The 17,554-nt window shown below is 38.4% G+C and carries 17 protein-coding genes; 16 read left to right on the forward strand and 1 reads right to left on the reverse strand.

Annotation, left to right across the window (positions count from 1 at the left end; genetic code table 11):
• Positions 1-113: 113 nt before the first annotated feature.
• Genes gatC through EO115_RS02980 form a run of 5 tightly spaced genes read left to right on the forward strand, consistent with a single transcriptional unit; the run spans position 114 to position 5,278 of the window.
• Positions 114-398, forward strand: a complete 285-nt coding sequence (gene gatC, locus EO115_RS02960) for an Asp-tRNA(Asn)/Glu-tRNA(Gln) amidotransferase subunit GatC (RefSeq protein WP_126937496.1) — start codon at positions 114-116, stop codon at positions 396-398.
• A 10-nt stretch (positions 399-408) separates the two neighbouring features.
• A complete protein-coding gene (gene gatA / locus EO115_RS02965) occupies positions 409-1,866 on the forward strand; it encodes an Asp-tRNA(Asn)/Glu-tRNA(Gln) amidotransferase subunit GatA (protein WP_126937497.1) in 1,458 nt (485 codons plus the stop codon).
• Positions 1,863-3,308: an Asp-tRNA(Asn)/Glu-tRNA(Gln) amidotransferase subunit GatB gene (gatB, locus tag EO115_RS02970; RefSeq protein ID WP_126937498.1), complete on the forward strand. Its 1,446-nt coding sequence runs from the start codon at positions 1,863-1,865 to the stop codon at positions 3,306-3,308. Before gatA ends, gatB begins: the two co-directional genes overlap by 4 nt.
• 8 nt (positions 3,309-3,316) lie before the next feature.
• On the forward strand, positions 3,317-3,637 hold the full coding sequence (locus tag EO115_RS02975; protein ID WP_126937499.1) for a hypothetical protein: 321 nt from the start codon (positions 3,317-3,319) through the stop codon (positions 3,635-3,637).
• 33 nt (positions 3,638-3,670) lie between these two features.
• Positions 3,671-5,278 carry a glycosyltransferase family 39 protein gene (locus EO115_RS02980; protein ID WP_126937500.1) on the forward strand — a complete coding sequence of 536 codons (1,608 nt, stop codon included), beginning with the start codon at positions 3,671-3,673 and terminating at the stop codon, positions 5,276-5,278.
• Positions 5,279-5,396: 118 nt separating this feature from the next.
• Here EO115_RS02980 and EO115_RS02985 read toward each other — a convergent pair whose 3' ends face one another.
• The gene (locus tag EO115_RS02985; protein WP_126937501.1) at positions 5,397-7,223 is read right to left on the reverse strand and encodes a phosphoethanolamine transferase; all 1,827 of its coding nucleotides are present in this window, start codon (positions 7,221-7,223) and stop codon (positions 5,397-5,399) included.
• A 175-nt stretch (positions 7,224-7,398) separates the two neighbouring features.
• Here EO115_RS02985 and EO115_RS02990 point away from each other — a divergent pair, with 175 nt between their 5' ends.
• The 11 genes from EO115_RS02990 (at position 7,399) to rsmD (ending at position 17,546) form a co-directional block, all read left to right on the forward strand.
• The gene (locus EO115_RS02990) at positions 7,399-8,130 is read left to right on the forward strand and encodes a ScpA family protein (protein ID WP_126937502.1); all 732 of its coding nucleotides are present in this window, start codon (positions 7,399-7,401) and stop codon (positions 8,128-8,130) included.
• Complete coding sequence (gene scpB, locus EO115_RS02995; protein ID WP_126937503.1) at positions 8,127-8,666, forward strand: SMC-Scp complex subunit ScpB; 540 nt, start codon at positions 8,127-8,129, stop codon at positions 8,664-8,666. The genes EO115_RS02990 and scpB overlap by 4 nt, the downstream gene beginning before the upstream one ends.
• A gap of 1 nt (position 8,667) precedes the next feature.
• The gene (locus EO115_RS03000) at positions 8,668-9,390 is read left to right on the forward strand and encodes a pseudouridine synthase (protein WP_126937504.1); all 723 of its coding nucleotides are present in this window, start codon (positions 8,668-8,670) and stop codon (positions 9,388-9,390) included.
• Between the two features lie 8 nt (positions 9,391-9,398).
• On the forward strand, positions 9,399-10,646 hold the full coding sequence (locus EO115_RS03005) for an NAD(P)/FAD-dependent oxidoreductase (RefSeq protein WP_126937505.1): 1,248 nt from the start codon (positions 9,399-9,401) through the stop codon (positions 10,644-10,646).
• On the forward strand, positions 10,646-11,332 hold the full coding sequence (gene cmk / locus EO115_RS03010) for a (d)CMP kinase (RefSeq protein WP_126937506.1): 687 nt from the start codon (positions 10,646-10,648) through the stop codon (positions 11,330-11,332). The genes EO115_RS03005 and cmk overlap by 1 nt, the downstream gene beginning before the upstream one ends.
• Positions 11,325-11,930: a 1-acyl-sn-glycerol-3-phosphate acyltransferase gene (locus EO115_RS03015; RefSeq protein WP_126937507.1), complete on the forward strand. Its 606-nt coding sequence runs from the start codon at positions 11,325-11,327 to the stop codon at positions 11,928-11,930. The genes cmk and EO115_RS03015 overlap by 8 nt, the downstream gene beginning before the upstream one ends.
• 9 nt (positions 11,931-11,939) lie before the next feature.
• Positions 11,940-13,847, forward strand: coding sequence for a bifunctional 4-hydroxy-3-methylbut-2-enyl diphosphate reductase/30S ribosomal protein S1 (locus EO115_RS03020; protein ID WP_126937508.1), 1,908 nt, complete (start codon positions 11,940-11,942; stop codon positions 13,845-13,847).
• Positions 13,848-13,978: 131 nt separating this feature from the next.
• A complete protein-coding gene (gene der / locus EO115_RS03025; protein WP_126937509.1) occupies positions 13,979-15,313 on the forward strand; it encodes a ribosome biogenesis GTPase Der in 1,335 nt (444 codons plus the stop codon).
• A 5-nt stretch (positions 15,314-15,318) separates the two neighbouring features.
• Positions 15,319-15,915: a glycerol-3-phosphate 1-O-acyltransferase PlsY gene (plsY, locus tag EO115_RS03030; RefSeq protein WP_126937551.1), complete on the forward strand. Its 597-nt coding sequence runs from the start codon at positions 15,319-15,321 to the stop codon at positions 15,913-15,915.
• Positions 15,912-16,916, forward strand: coding sequence for an NAD(P)H-dependent glycerol-3-phosphate dehydrogenase (locus EO115_RS03035; protein WP_126937510.1), 1,005 nt, complete (start codon positions 15,912-15,914; stop codon positions 16,914-16,916). The genes plsY and EO115_RS03035 overlap by 4 nt, the downstream gene beginning before the upstream one ends.
• A gap of 84 nt (positions 16,917-17,000) precedes the next feature.
• Positions 17,001-17,546 (forward strand): 16S rRNA (guanine(966)-N(2))-methyltransferase RsmD, encoded by a 546-nt coding sequence (gene rsmD / locus EO115_RS03040; protein WP_126937511.1) that lies wholly within the window; start codon positions 17,001-17,003, stop codon positions 17,544-17,546.
• Positions 17,547-17,554 lie beyond the last annotated feature (8 nt).

The following is a 17,554-nucleotide window of genomic DNA, read 5'->3' on the forward strand; positions in this document are numbered from 1 at the left end:
AAAAATATGGAAGATACCAATATAATTAGAGAAGAAGGCTCTGTTGTATATTGGTATTTTTCTTTTTCCCAAGAGAATATGGTATAATATATAAATTGAAAGGATGTGTGTCTATGAAAATTAGTCAAGAGGAAATTAAGAATATTGCCTTATTATCCAGATTAGAAATTAAAGATTTAGAGGCCGCTGAAAAAGCCCTCAGTAATATCCTTACCTATGTTGAGGAATTAGAAGAATTAGATTTAACAGATGTAGAGCCAATGGCTCACGCGGTGCCATTACAAAATGTATATCGTGTAGATGAAATGAAACCATCATTGCCAAGAAAAGAAGCATTACAAAATGCACCAGAAGAAGAGAATGGGTATTTCAGAGTACCTCGTGTTGTACAAAACTAGGAGAAGATACATGACTCTTTTTGAATTACATCAAAAATTAGTAACTAAAGAAATTTCTGCTGTAGAGCTTACGAAAGCTGTATTGGCACATAAAGATAATGTAGAGCCTACAGTGCATGCGTACTTATCAGACTCTCATGAAGCAGCCCTAGTTCAAGCAGAGGCTGTAGATGCTAAGATTGCAAAAGGGGAAGCTATTTCTGCACTAGCAGGTATCCCAGGAGCTATTAAAGATAATATTTGTACAAAAGGGGTGGCTACTACATGTGGATCCCATATGTTAGAAAATTTTGTGCCTCCTTACAATGCAACGGTTATCGAAAAATTACAATCCCAAGATGCAGTTATTTTGGGTAAATTAAATATGGACGAGTTTGCTATGGGTAGTTCTACAGAGAACTCTGCCTTAGGAAAAACTACCAATCCTTGGAATGTAGACTATGTACCTGGTGGCTCTTCTGGTGGTAGTGCAGCAGCGGTTGCCAGTGGTAGTGCTATTTGGGCATTAGGTTCCGATACAGGTGGATCTATTCGTCAACCTGCATCCTATTGTGGTGTGGTTGGTTTGAAACCAACCTATGGCAATGTATCTCGCTATGGCTTAATTGCTTATGCATCTTCGTTGGACCAAATTGGCCCTGTGACAAGAGATGTACGTGATGCAGCCATCGTGTTGAATACTATTACAGGCCATGATTTCCATGATTCTACATCCATCCCAGGAGATCGTGTCGATTATACAAAAGCTCTTGTGAAAGATGTAAAAGGCTTGCGCATCGGTGTGCCTAAAGAATATTTTGGTGAAGGGTTACATCCAGAAGTACGTGCAGCTTTGGAAAAAGCTATTGAAACGTATCGTAATATGGGGGCCACTATTGTGGATATTTCCTTGCCAACTACAAAATATGCGTTGTCTGCGTACTATATCATCGCTTTAGCAGAAGCTAGTTCTAACCTAGCTCGTTATGACGGAGTTAGCTACGGCCTTCGCGTGCCAGCAGATAACTTAGTGGAAATGTCTACTAAAACTCGGACTCAAGGCTTTGGGGAAGAAGTACAACGCCGTATCTTGTTAGGTACTTATGTATTGAGTTCTGGTTACTATGATGCTTACTATTTGAAAGCTCTGAAAGCTCGTCGCTTAATTAAAAATGAATTTGATGCAGCATTCCAAGAGTGCGATGTATTGTTGACGCCAACTGCTCCGAATACAGCTTTCAAATTTGGTGAAAAAATCAACGATCCATTGATGATGTATTTAGAAGACGTGTGTACAGTGCCAGTTAACTTGGCAGGTATCCCAGGTATCAGTATTCCTGCTGGATTTGGTTCTAATGGTATGCCAATCGGTATGCAATTATTGGCGCCTGCTATGGGTGAAAGTACATTGTTACAAGCTGCCTATAGCTTTGAACAAGAATGTCCTGAATTTACAAAATTGCCAACTATGGGAGAATTGAAACTATGAAATATGAAACAGTCGTAGGCCTTGAAGTTCATACTGAACTGAAAACAAATTCAAAAATTTTCTGCTCCTGTACAACGGCCTTCGGGGGCGACCATAACACACATGTATGTCCTACTTGCTTAGGCTTGCCAGGAACTATGCCTGTGTTCAACCAAAAAGTGTTAGAATATGCCATCAAAGTCGGTTTAGCATTGAACTGCGAAATCGTACTATTCAATAAATTTGACCGTAAAAACTATTACTATCCAGATTTACCTAAAAACTGGCAAACCTCTCAATTTGACTTGCCAATTTGCGTAAATGGTCATCTTGATGTAGAGGTGAATGGGGAAACTCGTCGCATTCGCATCAATCGTATTCACATGGAAGAAGATGCTGGTAAATTAGTGCATAGTGGTGCTACTATTTCTAGCTCTGATAGCTCCAATGTAGACTACAACCGTACAGGTGTACCATTATTGGAAATCGTATCAGAACCTGATCTTCGTTCTGGTGAAGAAGCACGCCAATATGTGGATAAAATTCGTGCTATTGTACAATACTTAGGTGTATCTGACGGACGTATGGAAGAAGGTAGTTTGCGTTGTGATGCGAACATTTCTATTCGCCCAGTGGGAGAAACAAAATTAGGTACGAAAACCGAAATTAAAAATATGAACTCTTTAACAGGGATCCAAAAAGGCATTGAATACGAAGCACTTCGTCAAGCAGAAGCATTGGAAGACGGAGAAACGATTGTTCAAGAAACTCGTACTTGGGACGATAGCAAAGGTATCACTCTTTCCATGCGTAAGAAAGAGAAGGAAAATGATTACCGTTTCTTCCCAGAACCAGACTTGGTACCTATCGTAGTTGATCCTAACTATGTGGAAGAAATCCGTCAATCCTTACCAGAATTGCCAGAAGCGAAACAGCAGCGCTTTATGGAAGCCTATGGTTTATCTAGTGAAGATGCTCGTACATTGACAAGCCAACGTGCTACCGCCGATTATTTTGATGCTGTCGTAGAAGCTGGAGCTGATGCAAAAACGGCATCTAACTGGATCATTGGTGATTTGGCAAAACTTGTGAATGATGCGAATATTTCCTATGCAGATAGTAAAGTGCAACCAGAACAATTGGCGGCTATGATTAGCCTAATTGAAAAAGGCACAATTTCTGGTAAAATTGCAAAACAAGTCATTGTCAAAATGTTTGAAACTGGTAAAAATCCAGACAAAATTGTAGAAGAAGAAGGCTTAGTGCAAATCACTGATACTGGAGCCATTGAAGAAATCGTAAAACAAATCATTGCAGATAATCCAAAATCTGTGGAAGATTTCAAATCTGGTAAAGGTAAAGCCATCGGATTCTTGGTAGGTCAAGTCATGCGTGCCTCCAAGGGTAAAGCAAATCCTGGCGTGGTGAATGAATTGTTGGAGAAACATTTACAAGCTCTATAGGAGTGACTATGAGTCAAGAACAAAAATATGAAGAAGGAACACGAGTTCTTTCAGAAGAAGAGTTACGCAATTTTGAAGGAACTACGATTGATGAGGAGGGGCGTCCTTATGATGCTCCTCATCATGAATCATCCAATCAAGAAAAAATATATTATACTATGCCTAATGTAAAGACCATACTGTGGAATGCTATTAGCTGGAAATGGAAAGTAGGCTTAGTATTGGGATTGATTGCAATTCTAACAATACTCTTCTTATTAGCTAAATTCTTATTTACTGGATTAGTGATACTATTTTTAGCATGGCTCATCGTTCGTATAATAGGATAGCATATTGTAATTTGTTACAAATGAGGTTTTTATATGCAACAAACAGTATCTTGGAAGCGATTTAGCCTACTAGGTGTTGTCACATTTTTATTTTATCTGTGGATGGCATGGGCCTTACCGATTACTGATACAGTAGAATCCAATTATGCGTTGTCAGCAGTGACTATGATGAAACATGGAGACTACTTATCCCCTATGATTTATGATATCTATTGGTTCGATAAACCCATTATGGCTTATTGGGGATTGATTGCTTCCTTTTCCGTGTTCGGTGTTTCAGATTTAGCGGCTAGGATTCCTTCAGTAGTAGTTTCTACGATGACTGTGTTAGCCATGTATCGAGTAGCTCTTACCATCTATCAAGTAGAGCGTATTGCGCTATGGAGTAGTATTGCCTTAGGAACTGCATTAGAATATTGGTATATTGGCCATGCCGTTCTTACAGATGGGTACTTATTATTATTTTCGTTAGGTATTTTTTATTATCTGTATCGAGGAATTACCGATGAAAGTCATCGCCATATGGTATATGCTTATATTTGTGCTGGACTCGCTGTATTGACGAAGGGACCTGTGGGGATCATATTACCGGGGATTATATTGGTTCTCTATGTTCTATTAAATCGACGGATGGATTGGTTCAAATATGTATTCTCATGGAAAGGAATCTTGGCATTTATAGCTGTCGTTGCTCCTTGGTACGGATATATGTATGTAACGCATGGTGAAGCATTTATCAATGGATTCTTGAGACTGCATAATGTAACAAGAGCGACTGTGCCGGAACATCCGACTCGTAACTGGTGGTATTTATACCTTGTCTTATTGCCTGTTGCAATGCTTCCTTGGACTAGTTTTACTTTGCGTGGGTTGAATGAGCAAAAGCATGCCTATATATGGTATTGGTCTATCTTTTGGCTAGTAGGAACAGTTTTATTTTACACGTGTATGGCCACTAAATATTTAACCTATACATTTATTATGATGATTCCTTTAGCGTTATGGACAGGTATGGGCATACATGCTTGTTTAGAACGATACGAACAATCACGAATGACTCTGAAAGTCTTTGTTTTATACGCTCTAAGCTCATTTCCGGTTTTATTAGCTTTGGCTGCGGTAGGAACTCAAATAGAACAGATCAATAGCTCGTGGTTGTGGGTGTCAGTGGTAGTATCTCTAGTTGGGCTTATCTATGCTGCCATGAAGAGAAATGGACCTACGTTGGTTTACGGAATTTTTCTAAGTGCCATTGTATTTTTCATATCCTTGGCGCCGTCTATTGTACCAATTGTAGAAGGGCAGTCTGGAAAGCCATTGGCAACCTTAGTGAATCGTATGGAAGCAAACACGCAGGCAGATGTATACCAATATGGTACATACCAAACGTCCTTAACGTACTATTTAGGTAGAAATACGGTATTACTGGATGACAGTGACAATGGTGATGTATGGGATGCTGGTAAAAATATTATGCCTAAGATAAGCTCTAAAGAGTTGTTATCTAATGCTGATCGATTACAAAAGGCATTGATTTATGTGCCGAGAAAACACCAAAAGGACTTTGAGAAGATGGAATTATTTCAGAAATTGAAAGTAATACATCAAGATTCTAGGGGTACTTTTTATAGTGGACAATAATATATAGAAAAAGGGACTGTAACAAAATAGCTCTAAATACAATAGAGGAAAGTTGATTAAAAAGTATCAACTTTCCTCTATTTTTATATAAAGTATGTAGTATTGAATTAAAGAAACACTACTTTCCTTCTGGATCATTGGACAATGGTTGTTGTCCTAACATAGTTGTTAAATTGTTAGCGTTAAAACGATACGCTTTGTTTGAGAAGTCACGAGTCACATCATAATTAGCTGATGGAGCATGCAGTATGCCTACAAGCATATCATACAATAAATCATTAGTGAAATATTGTGTTTCATGATTTTTCAGGGTGTTAGCTGTATCTGGATATGCATTACGGTAAGTAGGGGATAAGTATACCCACATAGGAATTCTTGTCATACCAAAGTTAAAGATATCAGGATTGTGAGATGTTTTAATATTTTCGCCATGATCAGAGAAATAGATCATAGCTTGTAAGTTTAAGTTATCTTTTGCATAGGTATAAATTTCTTGTAACAACCAATCTGTATATAATTGACTGTTAGCATAGGCTTCAATCCCATCTGGATTAGGACCTTTTTTCCATTTGCTAAATTCATGTGGATATCTGTCATTATAGTAGATATGACTACCCATGATATGGATCACAATGAAATTATTTTGATTTGGCTTTACATCCTTTAAGAGTGGCAGTAAGGCACCGTCATATTGATCGGAGAAGGAGTAAGATTCATGTGCCCAACGTGGGGTATCGCTAGCTTTTGCAATTAAAGAGATAGCTGTATCATATTCTCCATATACGCCTTGGTTAGATAACCATGATGTATGATACCCAGCTTTTTTTGCTACGTCAATAATCGTAGTCGAATCAAAGAATGGTTTATCATTATATTGGTTGCGTTCTGTTAACGCTCTTTCAAGGGTAGGAACGGTTTGTACGTAGGAAGAATAGGCATGTTTAAACACATTAAAGTTAGGATCTGCATATAAGGAACCTTGCCAAGGCGTATCGTCATAAGGAAAGTCTGGGGTATACATTTTCATGTAATCTCTAGAAGAAGATTCACCAATGACTAAAATGATAGTTCCAGGTGTTTTTTGTGCAGCTGTTTCGGTTGTAGATAACTGTAAATTTTCATATACGCTGACATGCTTATCATTATAAGTTTGAAGCTCTTTCATGTAGGCTTCTACGCCTAGCCAGTTACTTACGATATCTGTTTGTGGAAGCACATAATATCCACCATAGATGATAAGGATGATGGAAAGTAGCCATTTCATATCAGTATTATATCGTTTAAAAAAATCATTGAGGAAATTATCTTCATCAATTTTGTCAGTGCCTCGTACATTCAGGTAATAGAATATACCGAGCAGTAATAGAATGCCTATAATCACACCGATGATGCCACCAACACCGACAATGTTTTTAACAAAGCCTAAAGCTTCCTCTGGATTTGTTTGATATAGAGCCATCATAGTAGCAGGGGTAATACAATGCCAAGTCGATAAATAATACCCAATTTGTCCCGCAGGGATAATGAGTAATATAATATCTAATACACTATATCCAATAGCCCAAACCTGTCTTGCTTTCCCCCATTGACGCAACCAATAATGAGTTGCGGTCAGAAAGCAGAAAATGACTAATCCAAATAAAAAGTCATTGGCAAACTCGTAAAAATAAAATGGTTTTTCATAGGACCAGTGAAATAAAAGGGGAAATGTTAAAGCCCAACTAATTCCGACAAGACCATGACCGAACATATATCCTTTTGTAAAAGAACTTCGAATCAGGGATTGTAACACTGTGAGGCCTAAGATAGATGGAAGAAATAATGTGAATACGTCCTCCCAATCAAATCCTAGGGTAATAGGTTCATAAATATAAAATAGTGCCACTCCGATGATGGTGGACACGATGGTATACAGACCGAGCTGCTTCCATCTTTGACGATGCATATTGTCGCCTCTCTTTCTGGGTGTAGCAATTTTCCCTCATATCATTTATAATACTTAGTAGATACATACACTAGTATGTCTATGTATTATTCTAACCGTTTCGAATTGGAAATGCAATTTTTTCATACAAGGTGTGGTGAAAGCCATGCCTTATTTTTAGTAGAGAGGACTATTCATGAATACCTACGACTTTAAATTAGATATTTTTGAAGGGCCTTTGGACCTACTGTTGCATTTGATTGAAAAAAATCAAATTGATATTTATGATATTCCTATTGTTCATATCACATCTCAATATATGGAAATTTTAAATACATGGAATCAATTTGATATTGTGTATAGTAGCGAGTTTCTAGTGATGGCAGCTACTTTATTGCAAATTAAGTCAAGACTATTACTCCCTAAATCAAATGGAAATGATGAACAAACGATAGACGATCCAAGAGATGAATTGGTCAATCGCTTGGTTGAATTTAAAAGAATTAAAGAATTAACCTTGGTACTCGATGAAAGAGTAGCAGAAGGTTCCTATGTATTTAATCGGCCAGAAGAGCTAAGTGAAATTGGGCTCGATGTGGTGTGTTCAGTCGAGTGGGATGCCTTAGTGGCATGCTTTCAAAAAGTACAAGAACGATATAATCGACCTGAGATAGATGTGCCTAAGGTGACTCTGGAGCGAGAAGAATATACATTAGAACAAGGCATTGAAGATGTGTTGTTAGTGACTAGAGGGAAGCAAGTATCCTGTATGGAATTATTTGAAAAGACTACATCTAAAGAAGAAGGAGTAGTCACTTTTTTAGCCCTGCTAGAATTAATGAAGCGACAATTACTTAGAATTATTGTGGGAGATCACGATGTATATAGTATAATTGTAGAAGGTGTTGGAGAGGAAGAAATACGATGAGTGGAGTAGAATTTCATCAGTTAGAAGCTGTGTTGTTCGCAGCAGCCTCGCCATTGTCAATGGATACTTTATCGGATATTTTTGAAGTGTATATACCGGAAATAGAAGATGTTGTGGCTGCTTATGAGGAACTTCTTATCCAAGAACGAAGAGGTATTCGTATTCGTAGGAGTGCGGCAGGCATCGAGTTGGTGAGTGCGCAAGAGTGTAGCGAATTCGTCGGTAAGATTCGCCATCGTGATGAGAAATTATCTGGAGCCGCTATGGAAACATTAGCTGTAGTGGCTTTCAAACAGCCCATAACAAAAGGTGAAATTGAAGAGTTCCGAGGTGTGAACTGTGAAAAAGTATTAAAACAGTTGCTAGCACGTGATATGATTATTGAATTAGGACGGAAGGAAACGATTGGACGCCCTGTTATTTATGGTACATCAGAAAATTTTTTGAGAACCGTAGGGGCCAATTCTTTGGAAGAGCTACAGCAATCTATGGTGTTCACTGATGATATAGAAATAGACAAAGAAGGAGGCGTATAATATGGAATTAGAACGCTTACAAAAATATATAGCCCGTTGTGGAGTTGCATCACGACGTAAAGCTGAAGAATTGATTACAGCAGGAAAAGTATTGGTCAATGGAAAGTATGTCAAGGAATTAGGAGCCAAGGTGAATCCTACACGTGATCGTGTGAAGGTAGATGGACAATTGTTGGAACCGGAAGCATTGGAATATTATATTTTTAATAAACCTAAAGGTGTGATTACATCAATTACAGATCCAGAAGGGCGTAAAACTGTGATGGATTATATTAAAGACGTAAAAGCTCGTATATATCCGGTAGGGCGTTTAGATTATCATACAGAGGGACTGTTGTTATTGACCAATGATGGCACTATGGCACAAAATTTGGCACATCCTTCCAAAGGTGTTACTAAAACTTATGAAGTGAAAGTAAAAGACCGTGTATTTGATGAACATTTAGAACAGTTAGCTGTGGGGATTACTCTAGAAGATGGTTTGACGGCGCCTTGTGAAATTACAGACTACGGGTTTAATGGGAAAACAGGTCTTACAACTGTAGAAATTACGATACATGAAGGCCGCAATCGTCAAGTTCGTCGTATGTTTGAACATTTTGGCTATTCGATCCACAATTTAAAACGGATTAACTATGCTGGATTAAACCTGAAAGGGTTAAAGCGGGGCGCTTTTCGACGATTGACGCGCGAAGAAGTAAAACAGTTACAGGCGATTAAGTAAGGATACGTATGAAAAAAATTATTGTCATTGGTGGTGGGGCCGCAGGCCTTATGGCAGGAGTTCGTGCCGCTCAATTAGGTGCCTCTGTAAGAATCATTGAAAAAATGAAAATGGTTGGGCTTAAAATGGGCATTACAGGAAAAGGACGTTGTAATGTAACAAATGCAGCACCTATTGAAGATTTTATTAAACAAACACCAGGTAATGGTAAGTTCTTGTATAGTGCATACCAACAATGGACGAATGAAGATGTCATTCAAATGCTACATTCATGGAACGTACCGACAAAAGTAGAACGAGGAGGGAGAGTATTCCCTGAATCTGATAAAGCCTTAGATGTACGCAATGCATTTATTGATACATACCGTAAATTAGGGGGCACATTACATTTGGAGGAATCCGTTACAGATCTCATTGTACAAGATGGACATATACAAGGTGTTGTTACTAATAAAGGGAAGTATACTTGTGATGCTGCTATTATTGCTACAGGTGGCATGTCTTACCCCTTAACTGGATCTTCTGGTGATGGGTATGAATTGGCAAAAACAGTGGGACACTCCATTGTAGAATTACGACCATCATTGATTCCTTTAGAAACAAAAGAATCTTGGGTAAAAGATATTATGGGGCTTAGCTTAAAAAATGTCGAAGTCTCTATTATCGCAAAAAATAAGGTACAGACAAAGCAATTTGGAGAGATGCTCTTTGCTCATTTTGGTGTTACGGGACCTATCGTATTATCTGCATCGCATACTGTGACTAAATTGTTAAAGAAAAAAGTTGAATCGATTGAGATTTCTATTAATTTAAAGCCAGCTTTAACCCGTGAAGTATTGGATAAGCGAGTACAACGTGATTTTTCTGAAGCACAAAATAAGCAATTAGTGAATGTTTTGAAAGGCTTATTACCAACAAAACTCATCCCAGTTATCTGCCAATTAGCTAAGATTGAAGGCACGAAGGCCATTCATGATATTACAAAAGAAGAGCGCTTGCGTTTAGTAGATACTATGCAAGATATGAGATTATCGGTTCATCGCCCTAGACCGATTGCAGAAGCGATAGTGACGGCAGGTGGTATTTCCGTAAAAGAAGTAGATCCTAAAACAATGCAATCTAAATTAGTGCAAGGATTGTATATGGCTGGTGAGGTATTAGATATAGATGCTTTCACTGGTGGATATAATTTACAAGCAGCATTTTCTACAGCATATGTGGCTGCTACACATGCAGCAGAAGGAGATATAGCATAATGAATCGACGAATTTCAGTAGCTATTGATGGACCTGCAGGGGCAGGAAAGAGTAGTATATCTAAAGTTGTGGCTAAACAATTAGGCTATTTGTATATCGATACGGGAGCTATGTATCGAGGAATTACTTGGGCTTTGTTAGATCAGGAGATTGAAATTTCTGATACAGCTGCAGTGAAAGCTGCATTAGATCATATTGAATTGCAACTAGTGCCAGTGGAAGATGGTTTACGAGTATTAGTAAATAATCGTGATGTATCTAAAGAAATTCGTACACAATATGTAACGAGTCATGTATCGCAAGTAGCAGCTCAAAAAGCAGTGCGCACGAAATTAGTAGAGATGCAACGCAGCATGGCGAGTGTAGGCGGTGTGATATTAGATGGTCGAGATATTGGATCCGTAGTATTGCCAGATGCTGAATTAAAAGTGTATTTAACGGCTTCTGTAGAAACACGTGGACATCGTCGTTGGTTAGAGTTAAAAGATAAGGAAGATATTACTCTAGAAGAGGTGTGTCGCACAGTGGCTGACCGAGATACAATGGATATGGAACGAAAAGAGTCTCCACTCATTTGTGTAGACGATGCAGTTGTTGTGGAAACAGATCATTTGTCCATTGAAGAAACTGTACAAAAATTGACAGAATTAATCAGAAATGCTGAAAAAGGAGAACGTCATGGATAGATTTTCTGAGTGTTTATGGAGATCTGCTTTTACGATTGTCTATGGCTGGTGGTATAAAACAAAAGTATATGGCAGAGAGAATGTACCCAAAGAAGGTCCTGTAATTATTTCCCCTAACCATAAAAGTAATAATGATCCACCTCTTTGTGGTTTTGCACTACCTCGACATGTGAATTTTATGGCAAAAGAAGAACTTTTTAGAAATCCAATTTCTAAAGCTGTATGCTCATGGCTAGGTGCGTTTCCAGTTCGTCGTGGAGGGGTAGATAAAATTGCTATTCGCCATGCTATGAATTTATTAAAAAATAATTTAATGCTTGGTATTTTTCCAGAAGGAACACGACAAAAAGGTGATTCTTTAGGTCGTTTTCATGATGGTGTAGCCTCGATGGCATTGCGTACAGGAGTACCTGTCGTTCCGTTGGCAATTGTTGGCAGTGATAAAATGGTTCGTGGTGAGGTAGCTGTTATTATTGGAAAACCAATTGTAATAAAAAAAGCGAAGCCTACAGTAGAAGCTATTGCTGATGTGAATGCCATTGTAAAAGAGGCAATTCAAACGATGATTGATGATTATAAAGCAGGTAAATATAACTAGAGGAAAACGATGTTTACAATACGATTAGCAGAGAACTGTGGCTTTTGTTATGGCGTGAAACGAGCTGTTACCATGGCAGAAAAAGCAGCAGATTCCAAAGATGTAAGCTATACATTAGGTCCTATTATTCACAATCCACAAGTGGTTGGTAAATTAGAGAGCAATGGTGTATATGCAATTAATGAATTAGGGGATGTGGAAGAAGGAACTATCATTATACGTTCGCATGGTGTAGGGCCTGAAATTTATGAAGAGGCTGAAAATAGAGGACTCCCAGTGATAGATGCGACTTGTCCACATGTACAGAAGGCACAACGAGATGCCAAGTCCGTAGTAGAGGAAGGCTTAACCTTGGTCATTTTAGGAGAGAAAAAGCATCCTGAAGTAAAAAGTATCAATCTATGGGCTGGAAATAAAGGTATCATTGTAGAAACAGAAGAGGATGCTAAAAATATTCAATTCGTGGAAAAAATCGGAGTTGTAGTACAAACTACCTTTTCACAATTTAAGTTTCAAAGTATAATAAAAATATTAGAACAAAAATCTAATGATCAGAAGATTTTCAAAACAATTTGCCAAGCTACAGAAGAACGTCAAAATTCAGCAGTAGCCTTAGCAAAGGAAGTGGATCTAATGATCGTGGTAGGGGGTAAAAACTCGGGCAATACGACTAGATTAGCAGAAGTATGTCGTGATGTAGGGTGTACTACATACCACATCGAAACTGCTACTGAAATACAACTGGCGTGGTTGAAAGGCGTCACAACAGTAGGAGTAACGGCTGGTGCATCGACACCAGACTGGATAATTAAGGAGGTCATTCAGACGATGGAAAATTTTGCAGAATTATTTGCAGCATCAGAAGCGCAAGCAGAAGAATTTAAGAAAGGTAATGTGATTGAAGGGGAAGTTGTACAAATCGATGACGAACGTGCATATGTATCCTTCGGCTACAAAACAGAAGCACAATTAGAGAAAAAAGAAATTGCTTACCCAACTCCAGCTTCTGCAAAAGATGTGTTACATTTAGGAGACAAAATCAAAGCTGTTATCCTTAACCACATCAAAGAAGATAGCCCTATCTATCTTTCTATCACTCGTTTGGCTAAAGATGAAGATTGGCAATATGTTATTGAAGCACAAGAAAAAGATGAACCAATCATCTGTAAAGGTGTGGATGCAATCCCTGCAGGTTTAGTCGTAACTGTTAAGTCTTTACGTGGTTTTATTCCACTTTCCCAAGGTGATGTACACTTTGTAAAATCCCTTGATAACTTAGTAGGTACAGAATTCGAAGCTAAAGTACTTGAAGTTGAAGAGAAGAAAAACCGTTTGGTTCTTTCCCGTCGTGAAGTACTTGAAGTGGAACGCCAAGCTAAATTAAAAGAAGCTTTAGCAAACGTAGAAGTTGGCGGTACTTACAAAGGTACTGTACGTAAAATCATGCCTTATGGCGCATTTGTTGATATCGGAGGCATCGAAGGTTTACTTCATATTTCCGACATCTCCTGGCAAAAAATTAAACGCGTTGAAGACGTGTTAGCTGTAGGTCAAGAAATCGACGTTAAATTACAATCTTTTGATGAAGAAAATAGCAAAATCTCTTTATCTTTAAAAGCATTAACAAAAAGCCCATGGGATGTCGCAGAAGAAACTATCCATGTAGGTGATGTTGTAACTGGTAAAGTTGTTCGTACAGTTCAATACGGTGCGTTCGTTGCTATTAATGATGACATTCAAGGTTTACTTCACATTTCTCAAGTGACTAAACAACGCAATGCGAAAGTAGAAGACTACTTAAGCCGCGGTCAAGAAGTAGAAGTAGAAGTTATTTCCTTCAACAAAGAAGAAAAGAAATTAGGTTTAAAATTAACTCAATTAATGGAACCAGTAGCGACTGAAGAAGAAGCTGAATAATTTCTAATTAAAAGAACAGTGAGCCCTTAGGTTTACTGTTCTTTTTTTGCGCTCATTTATATGTTACAATATAAGGTGATAAATTATGTGTTAGATCTCCCATGATGGGAGTTGCGATATGAGGTGAAAGAATGTCAAAACCATTAGTAGCAGTTGTAGGGCGCCCTAATGTAGGCAAGTCTACATTATTTAATGCTATTGTGAATAAACGAATTTCTATTGTAGAAGATATTCCGGGTGTAACACGTGATCGAATTTACTTCGATGCAGAATGGTTACAACGAGAATTTACTATGATCGATACAGGTGGGATTGAGTTCATCACTGCTGACAGCCATGAAATTCCAAAGATGATGCGTTTCCAAGCACAATTGGCTATTGAAGAAGCAGATGTAATTTTATTTGTTGTAGATGGTAAACAAGGGATTACGATTGCCGATGAAGAAGTAGCTAACTTGTTGCGAGCAAGTGGTAAGCCGGTCATTTTAGTTGTTAATAAAATCGATAGCGTTAACCAGGAAGCTAATATTTATGAATTCTATAACTTAGGTATTGGCGACCCAATTGGTATTTCAGCAAAAAACTTAATGAACTTAGGTGATTTATTAGATGATGTGGTTAAACATTTTCCACCACAAAGTGCTACAGAAGAAGATGAGGATACAATCCATGTGGCCTTAATTGGTCGACCTAATGTAGGTAAATCGTCTTTGACAAATGCGTTGTTAGGTCAAGAGCGTGTTATCGTGAGTGATGTGGCTGGGACCACAAGGGATTCGATTGATACGCATTGGAGTCATGATGGACAGGATTTCGTGCTAATTGATACAGCGGGTATGCGACGTAAATCTCGCATTGATGCGCCAGTGGAACGATATAGTATTGTTCGTTCTTTGCGTGCTATTGATCGTTCAGATATCGTGGTATTAGTGTTAGATGCTACAGATGGTGTGACAGAGCAAGATAAAAAAATCGTTGGCTATGCTCACGAATCAGGTAAAGGCTTAGTAATTGTTGTTAATAAATGGGACCTTGTGGAAAAAGATGATAAAACCACATTGCGTTTTACAGAAGATATTTATGATGAAATGGCCTTCTTACGATATGCGCCAATTCTATTTGCTTCTGCGTTGACCAAACAACGTGTTCATCGATTAGCAGAACTCATCAAATATGTATCAGAACAACAGCACATGCGCATTTCTACAAGCGTGTTGAATCAATTGTTGTCCGATGCACAAACAGTAAATCCAGTGCCATCTCGTGGCGGTCGAATTCCTAAGATTTATTATATGACGCAGGCAAGTGTGAAACCGCCTACATTTATTCTGTTTGTGAATGAGCCGGATTTGATTCATTTCTCTTATATGCGTTTCTTGGAAAACCGTTTACGCGAATCATTTGGGTTTGAAGGTACTCCAATTCGCCTAGTATTACGTGGCAAGAAGGGAACTGATGAAGAATGATAACCATGGAAATTGCCGTTCTCTTATTAGCGGCTTATATCATAGGATCGATACCCACAGGTCTTATCATTGGAAAGTTGTTTTTCAAAACAGATGTGCGTAATTATGGAAGTAAAAATATTGGAGCTACCAATATATTTAGAGTGCTAGGGTTGAAAGCAGCATTGCCAGTATTTTTGGGAGATGCTGGTAAAGGTGCAGTAGGTGTGCTATTATTTTACCCCAATCCTGAATGGATGATTGCAGGTGGATTATGTGCAATGATTGGACATAATTGGTCTATTTTCTTGAAGTTTTCAGGTGGTCGCGGTGTAGCCACAGGATTAGGTGTGCTCATTGCATTATCACCTGTGGTAGCAGCAATTTGTTTTGCTGTATGGGCTGTAATTGTTAAGTTTACGTCTTTTGTATCGTTGGGATCCATTGTTGCAGCTGTATTAGTGCCAGTGTTGATGTATGTTATGGCAGAGCCAGTTCCTTACATTATATTTGGAGGCATAGCTGCTGCATTTGTGGTATTTAGACATAGAGAAAATATAGTTCGTTTATTACAAGGTAAAGAATTGGCTGTGAAACGTATTAAAAAGGATGATTCACCATGAAAATAGCTGTTATAGGTTCAGGTAGCTGGGGCACTGCATTGGCCTTAAAGGGATTGGCTGCAGGTCATGAGGTGACCATGTACTGTCGAACCGAAGAAAAAGCAAAATATTTGCGTGAATATCGTATCAATCCATACTTACCTGATGTAGTATTACCAAATACATTAGACTTTCAACATTCGTATAAAAAGGCATTAGAAGGTGCTCAAGTAGTTCTTATGGTTACCCCTTCTAGTTATGTACGGAGTACCTTACAAGAATTAAAAGCGTGGTTATGCGAAGACATGATTATTGTTGGTTGCTCTAAAGGACTTGAAAAAGAAAGTGAAAAACGGCTATCCTTAGTGATAGAAGAAGAAGTTGGAAGCCTAGTAAAAGCAATGGCTATTTTATCTGGGCCCAATCATGCTGAGGAAGTGGGCCGGGACCTACCGGCTGCTACAGTGGTAGCTAGTTATAGTGAAGAGGCTATTTCCATACTACAAGAGGCATTAGGCAGTGCTACATTTAGAGTATACGGCAATACAGATGTAATTGGCGTTGAGCTTGGGGGAGCTACAAAAAATATTATTGCCTTAGCTGCTGGTATCGCACATGGTATGCAGTTAGGAGATAATTTGTTGGCTACTTTGCTCACCAGGGGACTTCATGAAATGACAAAGTTTGGTGTGGCTATGGGGGCGAAGGCAGAAACATATGCGGGTCTTTCAGGTATGGGAGATTTGATTGCGACGTGCATGAGTCCTCATAGTAGAAATCGACGAGCAGGGCAAAAGCTAGCGAATGGGGAAACTATGGACGAGATTATACATCGATCCCAGATGGTAGTGGAAGGATTTTTTGCAGTTAGAATTATTTATGATTTAGCGAAAGCAAATGCGGTGGAAATGCCGATTACAAATGCCTTGTATGAGGTGTTATATAATCAAGTTTCGCCTATTGAAATGTTGCATCGATTAATGATGCGCGATGTAAAGCAAGAAGTTATAAAAAATAATTAGGGATATCTACATAAATTAAGAAATGTATATTGTACGGTATCATAAAATCATGTAGAATATACGAGTAATAGGTAATAAAAGCGTATGAGAATAATTTCAGGTACAGCTAAAGGGCATACCATACAAGCACCAAAAGGAATAGATACAAGGCCTACACAAGATCGTGTGCGCGAGAGTATATGCAATGTTATACAGAGTCGCAGAGGATTTTTTGAGACTCACGTACTAGATATCTTTTCTGGTACTGGTGCCTTTGCTATCGAAACGCTGAGTAGAGGCGCTAAGAAGGCTATTGCCATCGACACCCGAACAAGTGATTGTATTCGTAAAAATGCTCAACATTGTAAGGTGGAAGAACGACTAGAGATCGTAAAATCCACAATGGAGTCTGCTCTTAGTCGACTGCAAGGTCAACAGTTTAATCTTATTTTTTCAGATCCTCCTTATGAAAAAGGGTATGTAAAAAAAACATTAGATATGGTAGATCACCTAGATTTACTGAGTGATGATGGCATACTAATTATAGAGCGTCATAAGGATGAAGCATTAAATATATTGCCTAAATGGAATATTATAAAATCTTTATCAGCTGGGTATACCCGTGTAGATTTTTTGTGCAAGCAAGTGTAGAAAGGGAC

It is taken from the genome of Veillonella sp. CHU740 (assembly GCF_003992055.1).
Classification (GTDB): Bacteria; Bacillota; Negativicutes; order Veillonellales; family Veillonellaceae; genus F0422.

What these genes read in the sequence shown, in the direction of transcription:
- gatC (WP_126937496.1), top strand. Translation starts at nt 114, where the DNA reads ATGAAAATTAGTCAAGAGGAAATTAAGAATATTGCCTTATTATCCAGA.
- gatA (WP_126937497.1), top strand. Translation starts at nt 409, where the DNA reads ATGACTCTTTTTGAATTACATCAAAAATTAGTAACTAAAGAAATTTCT.
- gatB (WP_126937498.1), top strand. Translation starts at nt 1,863, where the DNA reads ATGAAATATGAAACAGTCGTAGGCCTTGAAGTTCATACTGAACTGAAA.
- EO115_RS02975 (WP_126937499.1), top strand. Translation starts at nt 3,317, where the DNA reads ATGAGTCAAGAACAAAAATATGAAGAAGGAACACGAGTTCTTTCAGAA.
- EO115_RS02980 (WP_126937500.1), top strand. Translation starts at nt 3,671, where the DNA reads ATGCAACAAACAGTATCTTGGAAGCGATTTAGCCTACTAGGTGTTGTC.
- EO115_RS02985 (WP_126937501.1), bottom strand. Translation starts at nt 7,223, where the DNA reads ATGCATCGTCAAAGATGGAAGCAGCTCGGTCTGTATACCATCGTGTCC.
- EO115_RS02990 (WP_126937502.1), top strand. Translation starts at nt 7,399, where the DNA reads ATGAATACCTACGACTTTAAATTAGATATTTTTGAAGGGCCTTTGGAC.
- scpB (WP_126937503.1), top strand. Translation starts at nt 8,127, where the DNA reads ATGAGTGGAGTAGAATTTCATCAGTTAGAAGCTGTGTTGTTCGCAGCA.
- EO115_RS03000 (WP_126937504.1), top strand. Translation starts at nt 8,668, where the DNA reads ATGGAATTAGAACGCTTACAAAAATATATAGCCCGTTGTGGAGTTGCA.
- EO115_RS03005 (WP_126937505.1), top strand. Translation starts at nt 9,399, where the DNA reads ATGAAAAAAATTATTGTCATTGGTGGTGGGGCCGCAGGCCTTATGGCA.
- cmk (WP_126937506.1), top strand. Translation starts at nt 10,646, where the DNA reads ATGAATCGACGAATTTCAGTAGCTATTGATGGACCTGCAGGGGCAGGA.
- EO115_RS03015 (WP_126937507.1), top strand. Translation starts at nt 11,325, where the DNA reads ATGGATAGATTTTCTGAGTGTTTATGGAGATCTGCTTTTACGATTGTC.
- EO115_RS03020 (WP_126937508.1), top strand. Translation starts at nt 11,940, where the DNA reads ATGTTTACAATACGATTAGCAGAGAACTGTGGCTTTTGTTATGGCGTG.
- der (WP_126937509.1), top strand. Translation starts at nt 13,979, where the DNA reads ATGTCAAAACCATTAGTAGCAGTTGTAGGGCGCCCTAATGTAGGCAAG.
- plsY (WP_126937551.1), top strand. Translation starts at nt 15,319, where the DNA reads ATGGAAATTGCCGTTCTCTTATTAGCGGCTTATATCATAGGATCGATA.
- EO115_RS03035 (WP_126937510.1), top strand. Translation starts at nt 15,912, where the DNA reads ATGAAAATAGCTGTTATAGGTTCAGGTAGCTGGGGCACTGCATTGGCC.
- rsmD (WP_126937511.1), top strand. Translation starts at nt 17,001, where the DNA reads ATGAGAATAATTTCAGGTACAGCTAAAGGGCATACCATACAAGCACCA.